Source organism: Aliirhizobium wenxiniae, assembly GCF_014201355.1.
Taxonomy (GTDB): domain Bacteria; phylum Pseudomonadota; class Alphaproteobacteria; order Rhizobiales; family Rhizobiaceae; genus Neorhizobium; species Neorhizobium wenxiniae.
Genome location: NZ_JACHEG010000005.1, coordinates 123590 through 138788, shown reverse-complemented (window position 1 = coordinate 138788; position 15199 = coordinate 123590). Strand labels below are relative to the sequence as shown.

Here is a 15199-nt window from a genome sequence, read left to right as displayed (position 1 = left end):
GCTCGGTGTGAATCAATCAGAACTTGAACACCGCCGTCACCGGCACATGGTCCGACGGCTGGTTCCAGCCACGGGCTTCCTTCAGAATATCGATACGCTCAAGGAACGGCCCGAGCTCCGGCGACGACCAGACGTGGTCGAGGCGGCGGCCCTTGTTGGCGGCTTCCCAGTCCTTGGCGCGGTAGCTCCACCACGTATAGATCTTTTCCGGCTCCGGTGTGTGCTGGCGCATCAGGTCCAACCAGCCGCCCTTGGCGATCACGTCCTTCATGCCATCCGTCTCGACCGGCGTATGGCTGACGATCTTGAGCAACTGCTTGTGCGACCAGACGTCATGTTCCAGTGGCGCGATATTGAGATCGCCGACAAGGATCGATGAAACGCCGGGCATATCCGCCTTCAGCACCTTCATCTCTTCAAGAAAATCGAGCTTGTGGCCGAATTTCGGATTGATCTCCCGGTTCGGCTCGTCACCGCCCGCCGGCACATAGAAATTATGCAGCCGAATACGGCGCGACCCCCGCTCGAAGATCGCCGAAATGTGCCGCGCGTCACCCATGCCGCAATAATTCTGCCGGTGATCTTCCAGAAGCGGGATCTTCGAGGCGATGGCAACGCCGTGATAGCCCTTCTGGCCATGCACGATGATATGCTCGTAGCCGAGATCCTTGAGCGGCTGATACGGGAACTCCGGCTCCTGGCACTTGATTTCCTGCAGGCAGAGAATGTCCGGCTGGTTGCGGACGATGAACTGCTGCACGATCGGCATGCGCAGGCGCACCGAGTTGATATTCCAGGTGGCCAGGGAAAATGTCATGGAGAACCTCGATTGTCCGTCGAGGTCTAGAGCAATTCCAGCAAAAGCGGGAACCGGTTTTGCGTCCGGAATTGCGTAAGACCAAAGGAGATGGAGTACTGCTGGCGATCCAATGATCGCTGGCAATGCTCTACGTTATTTGGCGATTGATGAGAAGCAAAAAGGGCCGCGAATGTCGCAGCCCTTCAGACAGTATCGGGATGTAAATCTCAGCCGCGACCGCGCACTTCGGCATAGTCGATCGCAAACACCTTCTCGTCGAGGCTGACGCCTGTCTTGACGTTATAAATCATCACAGAGGTGTCCTTGCCCTGATTATCGGTGATCGTCCACTGACGCAGGTCATAGGTCTTGCTGTCGAACATCATGGTGATGGTAGAATCCCCGAAGATCGTCTTGTTGCCAAGCACGATCGTCGTCAGGTCGCTTTCTTCCTTCACACCGCGCACGGCATCGTTGGAAAGGTCGATCCGGTCTGCCAGAAGCAACGTCAAAGGCGTCTTTGATAGAGGATAGAGATCCCAGGTCTTCAGTTTGATATTGCCGACAACGACATTCTTTCCATCGGAAATCACGCGTAGCGGAGACGGATCCTCGAAATTGAAACGCAGCCTGCCGGGACGTTCGATATAGAATTTTCCGCCAGTCTGTTCGCCGCGCGGGCCGAACTGCACAAACTCGCCCATCATCGTCTTCACCGACGAGAAATGGTCGGCGATCTTCTGGGCCGCCGCACCGCCGGAACTTTGCGCGGACGCCATCGACGGCAGCACAGCCGATGCGGCAAGGCCGAACAGGCCTGCGGAAAACTGTCTGCGATCCATCCGGATGGAAAGAGCTGTTTTTTCTTTGGTCATTCTGGTCTCCATCCAAATGCACTGGGCCGCAAACGCGGCGTCATCATGACTTGCCGGCGGCTTGGCAAACCGTAGCCGGCGTGATCACGAAAGACTTACCGGCGACTAGCGCTCGATAATGTCGGCCTCGGTCGGCACGAGTATCTCGCGCTTGCCGGCGTGGTTTGCCGGACCGATCAGCCCTTCCTTCTCCATCCGCTCGATCAACGAAGCGGCACGGTTGTAGCCGATACCGAGACGCCGCTGGACATAAGAGGTCGAAGCCTTTCCATCTCTCAACACGACTGCAACGGCCTGGTCGTACGGGTCATCCGAATCCGACAGATTGGACGTGCCCGCCGGGCCGCCACCGCCGCCGTCTTCATCCTCATCGTCGGCCGTGATCGCTTCGAGATATTGGGGCGACCCTTGAGTTTTCAAGTAGGCGACGATTTCTTCCACTTCATTGTCAGAAACAAACGGACCGTGGACGCGCTGGATGCGTCCGCCGCCGGCCATGTAGAGCATGTCGCCTTGACCAAGCAGCTGTTCGGCGCCCTGTTCGCCGAGGATCGTGCGGCTGTCGATCTTCGACGTCACCTGGAAGGAAATACGCGTCGGGAAGTTCGCCTTGATCGTACCGGTAATAACGTCGACCGACGGACGCTGGGTCGCCATGATGACATGGATGCCGGCCGCACGCGCCATCTGCGCCAAGCGCTGGACGGCGCCTTCAATATCCTTGCCGGCGACCATCATCAGGTCGGCCATTTCGTCGATGATGACGACGATATAGGGCATCGGATCGAGATCGAACTCTTCCGTCTCGTACATTGCTTCGCCCGTCTGGCGGTCGAAACCGGTCTGCACGGTGCGGGTCAGAATCTCACCCTTTTCCTTCGCCTGTTCGACGCGGGAATTGAAGCCGTCGATATTGCGAACACCGATCTTCGACATCTTCTTGTAGCGCTCTTCCATCTCGCGGACGGTCCACTTGAGCGCGACGACGGCCTTCTTCGGATCGGTGACGACCGGAGACAGCAGATGCGGAATCCCGTCATAGACGGAAAGTTCGAGCATCTTCGGGTCGATCATGATCAGGCGGCACTTCTCCGGCGTATAGCGATAGAGAAGCGACAAGATCATCGTGTTGATGGCGACAGACTTACCCGAACCGGTGGTACCAGCGACGAGAAGGTGAGGCATCTTGGCAAGATCGGCTACGACCGGCTCCCCGCCGATCGTCTTGCCGAGCGCCATGGCAAGCTTTGCCTTGCTACCTTCAAAGTCCTTTGAACCGATCATTTCGCGCAGATAGACCATCTCGCGGGTACGGTTCGGCAATTCGATACCGATTGCATTGCGGCCGGGAACGACGGCAACGCGTGCTGCGATCGCGCTCATCGAGCGGGCGATGTCGTCCGCAAGACCGATGACGCGCGAGGACTTGATACCGGGTGCCGGCTCGAGTTCGTAAAGCGTGACGACCGGGCCGGGCCGGACATGAATGATCTCGCCCTTAACGCCGAAATCTTCCAGCACGCCTTCCAGCATGCGGGCATTCTGTTCCAGCGCATCGGCCGAAAGCGAGGCGTCGCGGGCAACCGCCTTCGGCTCTGTGAGAAGATGGACAGAAGGAAGCTGGAAACCGTCCGGACGAATGAACGAGCCCTGCGCATCGCGCGAGACGCGTGCACTGGGCTTCGGCGCGGGCGCTGCAGGCGTGACACGAGCAGAACGGCCACCGGCCTGAGGTGTTCGCGATGCCAGGAACGGGGCGTCGTCATCATCCTCGTCATCGACAAGTATACCAGCCGGCCGACGGGGCATGTCGTCCATGTCGAATGGCGGATCGTCATCGTGATCATGTCCGTAGATCGGCGGAGCGGAAACCACGCGGCGCGGATTGCCGGCAACGCGTTCACCCGCGCCGTCGAGCGATGGCTCCATCCGACGCGTATCAGTACCGGGAGCCTTTGCCCGCACGGGCTCGTTCAACTTGCCGAACTCGTCCTCGTTGAAATCGTAAGGCTGGTCGTATGTCTGGCGCGCGCGCGGCTTCATGCCCACCATACGGCGCAGACGGGCCTGGGTAATGTACCAGTAATGTGCGGCAAGGCCGAGCGGCAGGAAGCGTTCAAGGAACCCGCCGTCATCCTCCTCTTCGTCTTCCTCGTCACGCCGCGCGCGAGAGACGACGGCCGCAACCGGTTTGTCGTCGTCTTCCTCTTCCACATCCAGCTCGAGCGGATCGCCTACGAGACCGGAGGAGAACAGCATCAGCCAGATGCAGGGAACGGTGAAGATGCCGCCCAGCACCATGGCGACCATGCCTGTCGGATAGGCGCCGACAAACAGTGCCGGAAATCGCAGGATCATGTCGCCGATAACGCCGCCGATACCGTTCGGGATCGGCCATGTCTGCGGCGCGGGAAAACAGCCGAGCGTGGCCGAAGCCAGCAGCGTTCCACCGCCCCAGGCAGCAATCCGCGCCGGAATGCGATCGAAACGACGGCCGGAGATCAGCGCCAGCGCAAAGGAAAGCACAGGCAGAAGCGCAATAAGCCCGGCAAGGCCGAGAAACTGCATCATCAGGTCGGCAAAGGCCGCGCCGCCGAAACCGAGAAGATTGGTGGGGGGATTATCGGTAGCGTAGGAAAAGCTCGGGTCGGCGACATTCCAGGTGGCAAGCGCTGCAACGGCAAGCGCAAGGCCAAGGAAAATGCCGAAGCCGATCAGCGCAAGCGCCTGCCGGAGCACGAAGGAGCTGAGAACCGAGCGGGTTGACCGGTTTGCCAATGCCGCCGAACTGCTTCTGCTCATCGTATCTGCCCGCCACCTGTGAAACGAAATAAGGTGCGCAATCCGGCAATGGCCGTCGCACAATTCCAAGACAAGGTAACGCGGGGATGGTTAACGCAGCTTTAACCAGATGACCCACAGACAGCCTCCAGACGCGAAAATGGCCCGGCGCAACGCCGAGCCATCTGATTGTGGTGAAGGATAAGGCCGGTCGAACCGGCCTTGCTTCTTAGCTGTGATAGGCGGATTCGCCATGTGCAGCGAGGTCGAGACCTTCGCGTTCGGCTTCGACCGGGACGCGCAGACCAACGATCAGGTCGACAACCTTGTAGAGGATGATCGAGCCGATACCGCACCACAGGATGGTGACGACGACAGCCCAGACCTGGGTCATGAACTGACCGCCCATGGTGACGCCTTCGGCATAACCGATGCCGCCGAGCGACGAGGATGCGAATATGCCGGTTGCGAGCGCGCCGAAGAGGCCGCCTGCACCGTGAACGCCGAACACGTCAGCCGTGTCGTCATAACCGAACTTGTTCTTGATGACGGAGACGAAGAAGTAGCAGATCGGCGAAACCAGCAGACCCATGATGATCGCACCCATCGGGCCGGCAATGCCGGCAGCAGGCGTGATGGCAACGAGACCTGCGATCATGCCCGAAACCGCGCCGAGCAGCGAAGCCTTGCCGCGGGTGAAGGTTTCGACGACAGACCAGGAAACGACGGCAGCGGCGGTTGCCAGGAAGGTGTTGACGGTTGCGAGCATCGCACCGCCCGAAGCTTCGAGGTTCGAACCGGCGTTGAAGCCGAACCAGCCGAGCCACAGCATGGCGGAACCGACCAGCGTCAGCGTCATCGAGTGCGGAGCCATCATGTCCTTGCCGAAGCCGGTACGCTTGCCGACCATGATCGCACCGATGAGGCCCGCAAGACCCGCATTGATGTGAACGACGGTGCCGCCAGCGAAGTCAAGCGCGCCCCAGCCGAAGATCAGGCCGTTTGCGTCCCAGACCATGTGGGCGATCGGGAAGTAGACGAAGGTGACCCAGAGCAGGCAGAAGAGCACAGCAGCCGAGAACTTGATGCGTTCGGCGAAGGCGCCGACGATCAGAACCGGCGTCAGAGCCGCAAACGTCATCTGGAACAGCATGAAGATGAATTCCGGAATGACGACGCCATCAGAGAAGGTCGAAGCTGTCGACTCGATCGTGACGCCCGAAAGGAACATCTTGGCCGTACCGCCCCAGAAGGCAGACGTCCCGCCGCCGAAGGCGAATGAATAACCGTAGATGACCCAGACGAGCATGATGGAGGAACCGATCACGGTGCACTGCATCAGCACGGAGAGCATGTTCTTAGAACGGACGAGGCCGCCATAGAACAGTGCAATGCCCGGCATGATCATGAAGAACACCAGAAGGGTGCAAAGGAACATGAAGGCAGTATCGCCCTTGTCCGGAACCGGAGCGGCGGCAGCAGCCTCGGCAGCGGGTGCCGCAGCAGTCTGCGCGAAAGCGACAACCGGCGCAAACAGGGCTGCAGCAGCTGCGCCCATGCGTCCGAGGTTGGAAATCTTAGTCAATTGCATGGTTTGAAAACTCCCCTGTAAGCCGTGCTTAGAGCGCTTCGGTGTTGGTTTCGCCGGTACGGATGCGCACGGCCTGCTCGATCGAATAAACGAAGATCTTGCCATCCCCGATCTGGCCGGTCTTCGCGGAAGAGGCGATTGCCTCGATGGCCTTCTCCACCAGGTCGGCGGAAACGGCGATTTCGATCTTCAGTTTAGGCAGAAAACTGACGGCATATTCGGTGCCGCGATAGATCTCGGTATGTCCCTTCTGACGTCCGTAACCCTTGACCTCGGTGACGGTCAGGCCCTGGATACCGACAGCCGTGAGTGCTTCGCGCACCTCATCCAGCTTGAACGGCTTGATAATGGCCATCACGATTTTCATCTGGCTTCCCATCCTTTGTTTATTTCGGCCAAGGCCGACTCTCCTCATCACCGGCATCGAGGCCTGCGACTGAGCCTATACATTCAAAGGGCGTGCCAGTTTCGAACGGCAATTAAGTTATTGAAAAATAAATATATAAATCAGAGGCATTACAAATGGGGCAGATGAGCGACACAAAGAAGCCGAAATTTTGTGCATTTTAAATTTTTCGCACAAAAATTATTCATTTGCCTTTTTACGAATCAAACCCTCCTGCGCCACCGATGCCACGAGCATGCCTGAACGCGTGTAGAGACCGCCTCGGGTCATCCCTCGGCCGCCCGAAGCGCTTGGGCTGTCCTGACTGTAAAGCAGCCAGTCGTCGAACCGGATCGGCCGATGAAACCACATGGCGTGATCAAGGCTTGCCGCCTGCAGCCGCGGATCGAACACCGAGGTGCCGTGCGGATAAAGCGAGGCATCCAGCAGCGTCATATCGGAAAGATAGGCTAGGATGGCGGCCTGAACACCGCGGTCTTCCGGCACATCACCGACCGTGCGAACCCAGACATCCTGAAGCGGCTCCAGCTTCTCCGTCGTCAGGTAATGCTTGAGCGACGTAGGACGAAGCTCGATCGGGCGCGGCCGCTCCCAATAACGGCGAATGGCTTCCGGCGCCTTGGGCAGGAAAATCCGCTTGAACTCGGCCTCGTCCATCAGCTCTTCCGGTGACGGCACATCCGGCAAGGCGATCTGATGCTCATAGCCCTCCTCATCCCGCTGGAACGATGAAGACAGGGTGAAGATCGCCCGCCCATGCTGGATCGCCTGCACCTGGCGCGTGGCAAAGCTGCCACCATCACGAAGCCGCTCCACCTGATAGACGATCGGAACGCTCGGATCGCCAGGACGCACGAAATAGGCATGCAGCGAATGAACGAATCGATCGGCATCGACCGTTCTTTGCGCCGCCACCAGCGCCTGCGCGATCACCTGTCCACCGAACACGCGCTGCCAGCCGATATCCGGGCTCGTGCCGCGATAAAGATTGTGCTCCAGCTGCTCCAGATCGAGCGTCTTGATGAGCTGTTCCATCGGGTTAAGGCGCGAACCTGACATTTTTACGAACTCCGGCAATAGGAAGCGACGACCGGATGATCTATATCCACCCCATCAACAACCACAAGACTGACAGGAGCCTGTGAGATGCTGGACATGATGGTGGTCGGAGCGGGATATGTCGGCCTGGCGGCAGCAGTCGCGGTCAAGCAGGCCGCCCCGCACCTCAACATCGAAGTCGTGGAAGCGGCTCCGGCGCATGTGTGGGAGAAGGATGAGCGCGCCTCCGCGATCATCACGGCTGCCAGCAAGATGCTCGACGTGCTTGGCGTCTGGGACGAGATCCTCGTCCACTCACAGCCGATCAACCGGATGATCGTCACCGACAGCCGCACCTCCGATCCCGTACGCCCTGTTTTCCTCACCTTTGACGGCGAGATCGAGGAGGGCAAGCCCTTCGCCCACATGGTGCCGAATGTCGAAATGGTGAGAGCATTGAGGAGTGCCGCAGAACGGCTGGGCATCGCCATCCGCCACGGCCTTTCCGCTACCGCGTTCACGACCACGAGCAGCAGCACAACCGTCACACTGTCAGACGGCTCCACCATCGAGACAAAACTGCTCGTCGCCTGCGATGGCGTGCGCTCGAAACTGCGTGACATGGCGGGCATCCGCACAGTCAACTGGCAATACGGACAGTCGGGCATTGTCACGACCGTCGCCCATGAGCGCCCGCATGAAGGCGTGGCTGAAGAACATTTCCTGCCCTCCGGCCCCTTCGCCATCCTCCCCCTGCCGAACAATCGCTCGTCGCTGGTCTGGACGGAACGAACGGAAGATGCCGACCGGTTGATCGCCTCCGATGATCTGATCTTCGAGGATGAATTGCAGCGCCGCTTTGGCCACAAGCTCGGCGAACTGACCGTTGTCGGTGGCCGCAAGGCTTTTCCGCTCGGCCTCACGCTTTCACGCGCCTTCGTCGCGCCGCGTTTCGCGCTTGCCGGCGATGCAGCCCACGGCATTCACCCGATCTCCGGCCAGGGCCTCAATCTCGGCTTCAAGGATGTCGCAGCTCTTGCCGAAACCATTGTCGAGGCCGATCGCCTCGGCCTCGATATCGGTTCGCTCAACGTGCTGGAGCGCTACCAGTCCTGGCGCCGCTTCGACACGTTCCGCATGGGCGTCACCACCGATGTCCTCAACCGGCTGTTCTCCAACGATATAACTCCGATCCGCATCGCACGCGATTTCGGCCTCGGCCTCGTCGAGCGCATGCCGAAACTGAAGGATTTCTTCATCACCCAGGCAGCCGGGACGACCGCGGACGGAAATCCGAAGCTTCTGGCTGGTCAGCAGATATAGGAGAATTGCGGAGGCTCAGTCCTCGATCTTCCGCGCTTCGGACACCAGCATGATCGGAATACCGTCACGGATCGGATAAGCTAGACGTGCGCCTTCCGAAATCAGCTCGTTGCGCTCGCGATCCAGCGAAAGCGTGCCCTTCGTCAGCGGGCACACGAGCAGATCGAGCAGCTTCGGATCGACATTGCTGAGCTTTTCGTCCACCACTTGGAGCCTCACTGTAAAATCGTATCGGTATCCGCCAGCCCTCTTGCCAGCAGGATTTCAGTGATCGCGATCAGCGTTTCCGCCCGCGTCTTCAGATCCGGCGCCTCGAGCAGCGCCTGCTTTTCCGCCGGACCGAAAGGCGACATCATCGATAGCGAATTGACGAGCGTACGATTGCCCGCGCGCCCGACACTGTCCCAGTCCACTTCCAGCTTGTTAGCGTCGAGATATGCTCGGAACACCCGCAGCAGCTCGCGCCGGTCGACGGAAGCCTCATCATCCTCTTCCGACAGATCGCTCATGAACGGCGCAAACCGGAACATCCGGTAGGGCTGGCTATCGCCCGCTTCGTCCAGCAGTCGGAAACGGCACACACCACTGAGCGAAAGGATGTAGCGCCCGTCGCCGGTCTCGGCGAAAGAAGTGATACGCCCCAGGCACCCGACAGAGGAAAGCGCCGGCCGCAACGGATCGGACGCATCCGATGGCTCCAGCAGCGAAGGCTGCACGACGCCGATCAACCGGTCGCCGGCAAGCGCCGCGTCGAACATGGCAAGATAACGCGGCTCGAAGATATTCAGCGGAAGCTGGCCGCCCGGAAGCAGAAGCGCTCCGGTCAGCGGAAACACCGGCATGACTTCCGGCAGGTCTTCACGTTTCACGTACCGCGCGTTTCCCACATGCATCGGTTCGGCACCTCCCGCAGACTGCTCCTGATTACAGGTCTATAACCCGATATCTGGGGCTCCAACCGCCGATCGCAAGACCGGCGGCAGTGGATAACGTGTTGTTTAGGAAAAGAGGATGGACGAAAGACGGCGACGGGCTGTAATCGTCGCGGGATCCTTCGGACCCCAAACCTCAAAGAACTGCAAAAGTTCCCGGCGCGCGCCGTCATCGTCAAAAGTCCGGTCCTTGCGCATGATCGTCAGAAGATGATCGGCCGCCTGCTCACGCTCGCCCTGAACGTTGAGGATCTTCGCAAGCTTCATCCGCGCCGCATGGTCATCCGGATTGGCGTCCAGCTCGCGCGTCAGCGCCACCGGGTCACCGAGTTTACGGGCTTCGACGATCTGGTCGAGCTTCTTGGAAACCGCCTGGATGGCCGGATCGGCCGTCATCTCTTCAGGCAGGGATTGCAGCATCTGGCCGACACGCTCCGTTTCGCCCATGGCGATCAGGCACTGCATCATGCCGGCCGCCGCCTTGGCGTTCTCCGGATCGGCCTGCAGAACGGCGCTGTAAAGCTGTGTAGCACCCTCGATGTTGCTCGCGGCAAGCAGGCCATCCGCTTCACCGAGGATCGCCTCGATTTCGGCTGCCTGATCGGCACCGGCCGGACCTGCAACCTTGTCGATGAACTCGTTGACCTGGCTTTCCGGCACAGCTCCCATGAAACCATCGACTGGACGGCCGTCGACGAAAGCAATGACCGCGGGGATTGACTGGATACCGAGCTGACCGGCGATCGATGGATGGTCGTCGATATTCATCTTGACCAGCCTGACGCGTCCCTGGGCTTCGTTAACGGCCTTTTCGAGCACCGGGGTCAGCTGTTTGCACGGACCGCACCAGGGCGCCCAGAAATCGACCAGAACCGGCTGGCGGCGCGATTCGTCCAGAACATCCTTGGCAAAGCCGGCCGTCGTCGTGTCACTCACGTAACCACCCACCGCCGGCTCGGCGGAAGCAGGACTTGCCGCGGGCGAACCGAAGCTTGCCGTCTGGCTACCGTATCCGCCGCCATAGGATCCGGCGCCGTAAGATCCAGCGTAAGGATTATCGTTGCCGCTCATGGATGTTCTCCCGGGAAATCAGGGTGCGAACCCTTTTAATTGTCTGCCCGAAACATCGTATGTCAGTCCGTAACTTTCAAGACAAGCGGCGTGTGACCGGTCGCCTCCAGAAAACGGATTAGATCGTTTCGTCCAATCGATGTGGTCGCATCATTGGAAAGCGGATGACCATTGATGATCTCGTGTTTCAACAGGTCTTCATCCAGCACGAAGGTGACGTTTTTGCCCGTATCGCAAAACGCGCCGAACACCGTCACCGAACCTGGCACGACACCGAGATATTCGAGCATCATCTCCGGCCTGCCAAACGAGACACGGCTCGACGCGCCGATGACCTTGTGAACCGTCTTCAGATCCACCACCGCATGCTCCTCGACCGTCAGGACGAAATACTGGTCCTTCTTGTCCTTCACGAACAGGTTCTTGGTGTGCCCGCCGGGGATCTGATCCCGCAGGTCCTGCGATTCGGCCACGGTGAAAACCGGGTCATGCTGCTTCGTCGTGTGGGAAATATCGAGGCTGTCGAGAAAAGCGAACAGATCGGCGGCTGTCTTCGGCATGTTTTCGGTCACATCTGGGATCGTGATTGGCGGGAAATGCCGACTATAAAGATAAGCCCGTCCGCCTCCAAGACATTCTCCACATAATCACCGAAAGCCAAAAGCCCTGCAAATCAAGGGCTTTAGCGGAAAATGAAAAAATCTTTGCCAGTATCGTCATTTCTCTGTTGCATTTGAAAATCGTCTGGGCCATATAGCGCCTCGTCGGCGGCAACGAGCCACTGACCAGCCGGCTCCGAACTACCACACGGACCGACGGATTGATGAGCGGGTGTAGCTCAGTGGTAGAGCACAACCTTGCCAAGGTTGGGGTCGAGGGTTCGAACCCCTTCGCCCGCTCCAGTCCCTCCCAAGAGAGACGATCAGATTGACCAGGCGCACAGGACAAACCTGGCGCTAAGCGTTTTCTTGAAAATCCCTACCTTTTCCATCTCATTCTTTTCGGCCTGCATCAGGAAAATCTTTCCGAGATTGCCAATTGACTTATTGCCTCACAATGGAACAAAATAAGAACAACAGAGGATATCAAATGGCTCAAGCGGAAAAATTCATCGTCCTGCAATTCAAGAAGAACCGCGGCCATATCGTGCCGGGCGAAATGCGTCAGGCCTCAAACGCGGTATCGGCGGAAAAGATTGCCGCCGCCATGGCTTCGCGTGTGGTCGGCGTAGCAGCTTACGCAGTCATGGTCGATGAAGAAACCGGCGACATGGCATCACCCCGTCTCATTGCTCAGCATGGTGAGACGGCTGACCTCGCGGCATAATCTGTCGGCGAGCAGAGCGAGGAGTTAAAAGCGGCCAGTCCGACTTTAGATGTCGAACTGGCACGCTGTCTTCAGCTCTTCGAAAACACGTAATCCGTTTCCTGACGCAGAACCTCGCCTGGACGTAACACCGCGTTCGGGAAATTCGCGTGATTGATCGCATCCGGCCAGACCTGCGTTTCCAGGCAAAGGCCGGCATAATTGCCGTATTTGCGGCCATCGAAGCCCGGCACCGGCACATTGACCATCACGCCTGCATAAAACTGCACGCCCGGCTCCGTGGTCCTCACTTCCATCGAGACACCTGAATAAAGGCTGCGCACCAGCGCCACCGATCGCTTGGCCACGCGCTCGTTCGACAGGCAGTAATTATGGTCGAACGGCACCTGGCGACCGTCCTCGAGCGTGCGACGCACCGGGCCCATCTGGCGCAGGTCGAAGGGCGAGCCAGTCAGGTCATTGAGCTTGCCGGTCGGAACCAGCCTTGCATCGACATCCGTTATCCTGTCGGCGGCAATCATGATCTCGTGGCCGAAGACATCCTCGCGGCCGTCGAGGTTGAAATAGGAGTGCTGGCAGACATTGGCGGGCGTCGGCTCGTCCGAAACGCTTTCATAGACGACCGAGAACACGCCGTCCGCCTTCAATCGATAGGTCGCGGTCACCGTGCAGTTGCCGGGATAACCTGCGCGCCCATCGGCATCGGTAATCTTCAGCACGACCTTGTCGGCCTGATGTTCAACAATCGCCCAGTTGCGCTTGCCCATCCCGTCGGAGCCGCCATGCAAATGCGTGACACCGCGCTCATTGAGTTCGAGCTGGTAATCGTGGCCGTCGATCGAAAATTTCCCATCGCCGATCCGGTTGGCGCAACGGCCGGGCGTGGCACCGAAATAGGGAGAATAGGCCGGATAGGAAGAGAAATCGTCGAAACCGAGCACCAGCGGCGCATCGTGTCCTTGAAGACGCAAATCCTGGATGACTGCACCCCAGGTAATAACATTGGCAGTCAGCCCGCCGCCGCTGATCTGGACACGATAGACGGGCTCGCCGTCCTGCGTGGTGCCGAAAACCTCGAATGCCTGCCCTACCATGAGTTACTCCCGCCATTTTATCGGCGGCAAACTGCGCGATTTGGCGAGGCCTCGCAATGGGAAACGGCGACGCGCGGCGTCTTTTCCCGACGCCGCCCCAAAGCCTCACCAGTCCTTACACGGTGCCGATTTTGTCCATGTCGTAATGGGTCGTCTGGTACATCTCGTTGATCCAGTTTCCGAATAGAAGATGCGCATGACTGCGCCACCGGTTCTGGGGCGTCAGCGTATCGTCGTTATGCGGAAAATAGTCATGCGGCATCTTGATCGGGATACCGGCATTCACATCGCGAAAATATTCGTCCGCCAGCGAGGTGGAATCATATTCGACGTGGTTGAACATGTAGAGACGGTTGCCCTTCTTCTCGTGCACGAGGCAAAGGCCCATCTCATCGGATTCCATCAGGATTTCCAGATCGGATTTCTTCTCGACATCCTCGCGACGTACCTCCGTCCAACGTGAGACCGGCACCTGGAAATCATCGGAAAAGCCATTGAGATAAACCGAGGCCGGCGCAAGATTGCGGTGACGATAGACACCAAAGGCCTTTTCGGTGAGCGCATGTTTCGGCACGTCATGAAAATGGTAGATCGCCGCCATCGCGCCCCAGCAGACATTCATCGTCGAATGCACATTGGTCTGCGTCCAGTCGAAGATCTGACGCATCTCGTCCCAGTAGCTCACATCCTCGTAGTCCATCTGTTCCACCGGCGCGCCGGTGATGATGAACCCGTCGAACTTGCGGTCCTTCACCTCTTCCCAGGTGTGATAGAAGGAGAGGAGGTGCTCCTCGGACGTATTCTTCGCCTTGTGCGTGCCGAGCCTTATCAGCGAAAACTCCACCTGCAGCGGCGAAGCGCCGACAAGGCGGGCCATCTGCACCTCGGTCTTGATCTTGTTCGGCATGAGGTTGAGAAGCCCGATCTGCAGCGGACGAATGTCCTGGCGCACGGCGACCGTTTCGGTCATGACGCGCACACCCTCGGAAACGAGGGTGGTAAACGCTGGAAGCGTATCGGGAATCTTGATCGGCATAGTCAGGCCCCACAAACAAAAAGCCGGCAACGAAAAATCGCAACCGGCCCGTGGGAAGTGAAGTCTAACTTCTCGCGGCCCTTTAGCGACTTTTTTAACGTGGCTGCAAGCCGGCCGGCCAAATCACCACGGAAGTTCGGTTTATCAGATAATCCTTGCCGGCCCCGGCGTCAATGGGAGCAAAATCTACCGGCCCCACCCTGGCGCGACCGAAATAAGCATATGTCCTGCTTTCCCTTGCCCCACCCTTTGCGCTATGGGCAATGCCCATGGCCAATTCGACCTTCACCATCCTGCTCGGCGGCAATCTTGCCGTCACCGATCGCGTCAGACACGCGATCGCGGGAAGCCGTGTGATTGCCGCCGATAGCGGCATGCGCCATGCGGTCGAACTTGGCGTGATACCAGAGCTGTGGGTCGGCGACTTCGACTCCTCCGACGAAGAGCTGATCGCCCATTTCCCTCAAGTCGAACGCAAAACCTATCCGCCGGCCAAGAACGAGACCGATGGTGAGATTGCCACGGCCGAGGCGATCGAGCGCGGCGCAAGGCGCCTGATCCTGATCGGCGCGCTCGGCGGCGAGCGTTCCGACCACGCGCTGCAGCATTTTCTGCTCGCCATGGGTTTGGCCGAGCGCGGCTTCGATGTTCTTCTCGCCTCGGGTGAAGAGGAAGCCATGCCCTTTCTGCCGGGCACGAAAACGATCGACCTTCCCAAGGGCGCGCTGTTTTCCGTTCTCGGCTTTTCTGACCTGTCAGGCCTCGACATTCTCGGCGCACGATATCCGCTCAAGGATTTTTCGCTGCCCTTCGGCTCTTCTCGCACGGTTTCGAATGTTGCGGAAGGGCCTGTCGAATTCCATCTAAAGAGCGGCAAGGCGATGATCCTTGCCCGTCCCCACGATTTTTCCGGAGCATAAACGGTCC

15 protein-coding genes, 1 tRNA gene and 1 riboswitch are annotated in these 15199 nt (G+C 59.0%); of the genes, 4 read left to right on the top strand and 12 right to left on the bottom strand.

Going from position 1 to position 15199, the window contains the following annotated elements; all coding sequences use genetic code 11:
• Positions 1-16: 16 nt before the first annotated feature.
• From HNQ72_RS20105 to tesB, 6 genes are all read right to left on the bottom strand, one after another.
• Positions 17-817: an exodeoxyribonuclease III gene (locus HNQ72_RS20105; RefSeq protein WP_183994672.1), complete on the bottom strand. Its 801-nt coding sequence runs from the start codon at positions 815-817 to the stop codon at positions 17-19.
• 209 nt (positions 818-1026) lie between these two features.
• Positions 1027-1674: an outer membrane lipoprotein carrier protein LolA gene (locus HNQ72_RS20100; RefSeq protein WP_183994670.1), complete on the bottom strand. Its 648-nt coding sequence runs from the start codon at positions 1672-1674 to the stop codon at positions 1027-1029.
• A 105-nt stretch (positions 1675-1779) separates the two neighbouring features.
• Positions 1780-4476, bottom strand: coding sequence for an FtsK/SpoIIIE family DNA translocase (locus HNQ72_RS20095; RefSeq protein ID WP_183994668.1), 2697 nt, complete (start codon positions 4474-4476; stop codon positions 1780-1782).
• A 208-nt stretch (positions 4477-4684) separates the two neighbouring features.
• Positions 4685-6046, bottom strand: coding sequence for an ammonium transporter (locus HNQ72_RS20090; protein ID WP_183994666.1), 1362 nt, complete (start codon positions 6044-6046; stop codon positions 4685-4687).
• A gap of 28 nt (positions 6047-6074) precedes the next feature.
• The gene (locus HNQ72_RS20085) at positions 6075-6425 is read right to left on the bottom strand and encodes a P-II family nitrogen regulator (RefSeq protein ID WP_180356110.1); all 351 of its coding nucleotides are present in this window, start codon (positions 6423-6425) and stop codon (positions 6075-6077) included.
• A gap of 207 nt (positions 6426-6632) precedes the next feature.
• Entirely contained in the window at positions 6633-7511 is an 879-nt protein-coding gene (gene tesB, locus HNQ72_RS20080) for an acyl-CoA thioesterase II (protein ID WP_244654434.1), read from the bottom strand.
• Between the two features lie 87 nt (positions 7512-7598).
• Between tesB and HNQ72_RS20075 the strand changes: the two genes are divergently transcribed.
• Entirely contained in the window at positions 7599-8813 is a 1215-nt protein-coding gene (locus HNQ72_RS20075; protein WP_183994664.1) for a ubiquinone biosynthesis hydroxylase, read from the top strand.
• A gap of 15 nt (positions 8814-8828) precedes the next feature.
• On the opposite strand, the gene HNQ72_RS20070 is transcribed toward HNQ72_RS20075, so the two are convergent.
• The 4 genes from HNQ72_RS20070 to HNQ72_RS20055 form a co-directional block, all read right to left on the bottom strand.
• Positions 8829-9017, bottom strand: a complete 189-nt coding sequence (locus HNQ72_RS20070; RefSeq protein ID WP_183995044.1) for a Trm112 family protein — start codon at positions 9015-9017, stop codon at positions 8829-8831.
• An 11-nt stretch (positions 9018-9028) separates the two neighbouring features.
• Positions 9029-9706, bottom strand: coding sequence for an LON peptidase substrate-binding domain-containing protein (locus HNQ72_RS20065; RefSeq protein ID WP_183994662.1), 678 nt, complete (start codon positions 9704-9706; stop codon positions 9029-9031).
• A 105-nt stretch (positions 9707-9811) separates the two neighbouring features.
• Positions 9812-10816 (bottom strand): thioredoxin, encoded by a 1005-nt coding sequence (gene trxA / locus HNQ72_RS20060; RefSeq protein ID WP_183994660.1) that lies wholly within the window; start codon positions 10814-10816, stop codon positions 9812-9814.
• Positions 10817-10878: 62 nt separating this feature from the next.
• Positions 10879-11388, bottom strand: coding sequence for a prolyl-tRNA synthetase associated domain-containing protein (locus tag HNQ72_RS20055; RefSeq protein ID WP_183994658.1), 510 nt, complete (start codon positions 11386-11388; stop codon positions 10879-10881).
• A 255-nt stretch (positions 11389-11643) separates the two neighbouring features.
• Between HNQ72_RS20055 and HNQ72_RS20050 the strand changes: the two genes are divergently transcribed.
• Positions 11644-11718 (top strand) — tRNA-Gly (locus HNQ72_RS20050).
• Positions 11719-11905: 187 nt separating this feature from the next.
• Positions 11906-12142, top strand: coding sequence for a hypothetical protein (locus tag HNQ72_RS20045; protein ID WP_183994656.1), 237 nt, complete (start codon positions 11906-11908; stop codon positions 12140-12142).
• 71 nt (positions 12143-12213) lie between these two features.
• Here the strand turns inward: HNQ72_RS20045 and HNQ72_RS20040 are convergent, their stop codons facing one another.
• The gene (locus HNQ72_RS20040; protein ID WP_183994654.1) at positions 12214-13236 is read right to left on the bottom strand and encodes an aldose epimerase family protein; all 1023 of its coding nucleotides are present in this window, start codon (positions 13234-13236) and stop codon (positions 12214-12216) included.
• Between the two features lie 115 nt (positions 13237-13351).
• Positions 13352-14272, bottom strand: a complete 921-nt coding sequence (metA, locus tag HNQ72_RS20035; RefSeq protein ID WP_183994652.1) for a homoserine O-acetyltransferase MetA — start codon at positions 14270-14272, stop codon at positions 13352-13354.
• Positions 14273-14334: 62 nt separating this feature from the next.
• A riboswitch (SAM riboswitch) is annotated at positions 14335-14412 on the bottom strand.
• A 123-nt stretch (positions 14413-14535) separates the two neighbouring features.
• Between metA and HNQ72_RS20030 the strand changes: the two genes are divergently transcribed.
• Positions 14536-15192, top strand: coding sequence for a thiamine diphosphokinase (locus HNQ72_RS20030; RefSeq protein WP_183994650.1), 657 nt, complete (start codon positions 14536-14538; stop codon positions 15190-15192).
• Positions 15193-15199: the final 7 nt, after the last annotated feature.

Coding starts and splice junctions, on each gene's coding strand:
- HNQ72_RS20105 (WP_183994672.1), bottom strand. CDS start 817: ATGACATTTTCCCTGGCCACCTGGAATATCAACTCGGTGCGCCTGCGC.
- HNQ72_RS20100 (WP_183994670.1), bottom strand. CDS start 1,674: ATGACCAAAGAAAAAACAGCTCTTTCCATCCGGATGGATCGCAGACAG.
- HNQ72_RS20095 (WP_183994668.1), bottom strand. CDS start 4,476: ATGAGCAGAAGCAGTTCGGCGGCATTGGCAAACCGGTCAACCCGCTCG.
- HNQ72_RS20090 (WP_183994666.1), bottom strand. CDS start 6,046: ATGCAATTGACTAAGATTTCCAACCTCGGACGCATGGGCGCAGCTGCT.
- HNQ72_RS20085 (WP_180356110.1), bottom strand. CDS start 6,425: ATGGGAAGCCAGATGAAAATCGTGATGGCCATTATCAAGCCGTTCAAG.
- tesB (WP_244654434.1), bottom strand. CDS start 7,511: ATGTCAGGTTCGCGCCTTAACCCGATGGAACAGCTCATCAAGACGCTC.
- HNQ72_RS20075 (WP_183994664.1), top strand. CDS start 7,599: ATGCTGGACATGATGGTGGTCGGAGCGGGATATGTCGGCCTGGCGGCA.
- HNQ72_RS20065 (WP_183994662.1), bottom strand. CDS start 9,706: ATGCATGTGGGAAACGCGCGGTACGTGAAACGTGAAGACCTGCCGGAA.
- trxA (WP_183994660.1), bottom strand. CDS start 10,816: ATGAGCGGCAACGATAATCCTTACGCTGGATCTTACGGCGCCGGATCC.
- HNQ72_RS20045 (WP_183994656.1), top strand. CDS start 11,906: ATGGCTCAAGCGGAAAAATTCATCGTCCTGCAATTCAAGAAGAACCGC.
- HNQ72_RS20040 (WP_183994654.1), bottom strand. CDS start 13,236: ATGGTAGGGCAGGCATTCGAGGTTTTCGGCACCACGCAGGACGGCGAG.
- metA (WP_183994652.1), bottom strand. CDS start 14,272: ATGCCGATCAAGATTCCCGATACGCTTCCAGCGTTTACCACCCTCGTT.
- HNQ72_RS20030 (WP_183994650.1), top strand. CDS start 14,536: ATGCCCATGGCCAATTCGACCTTCACCATCCTGCTCGGCGGCAATCTT.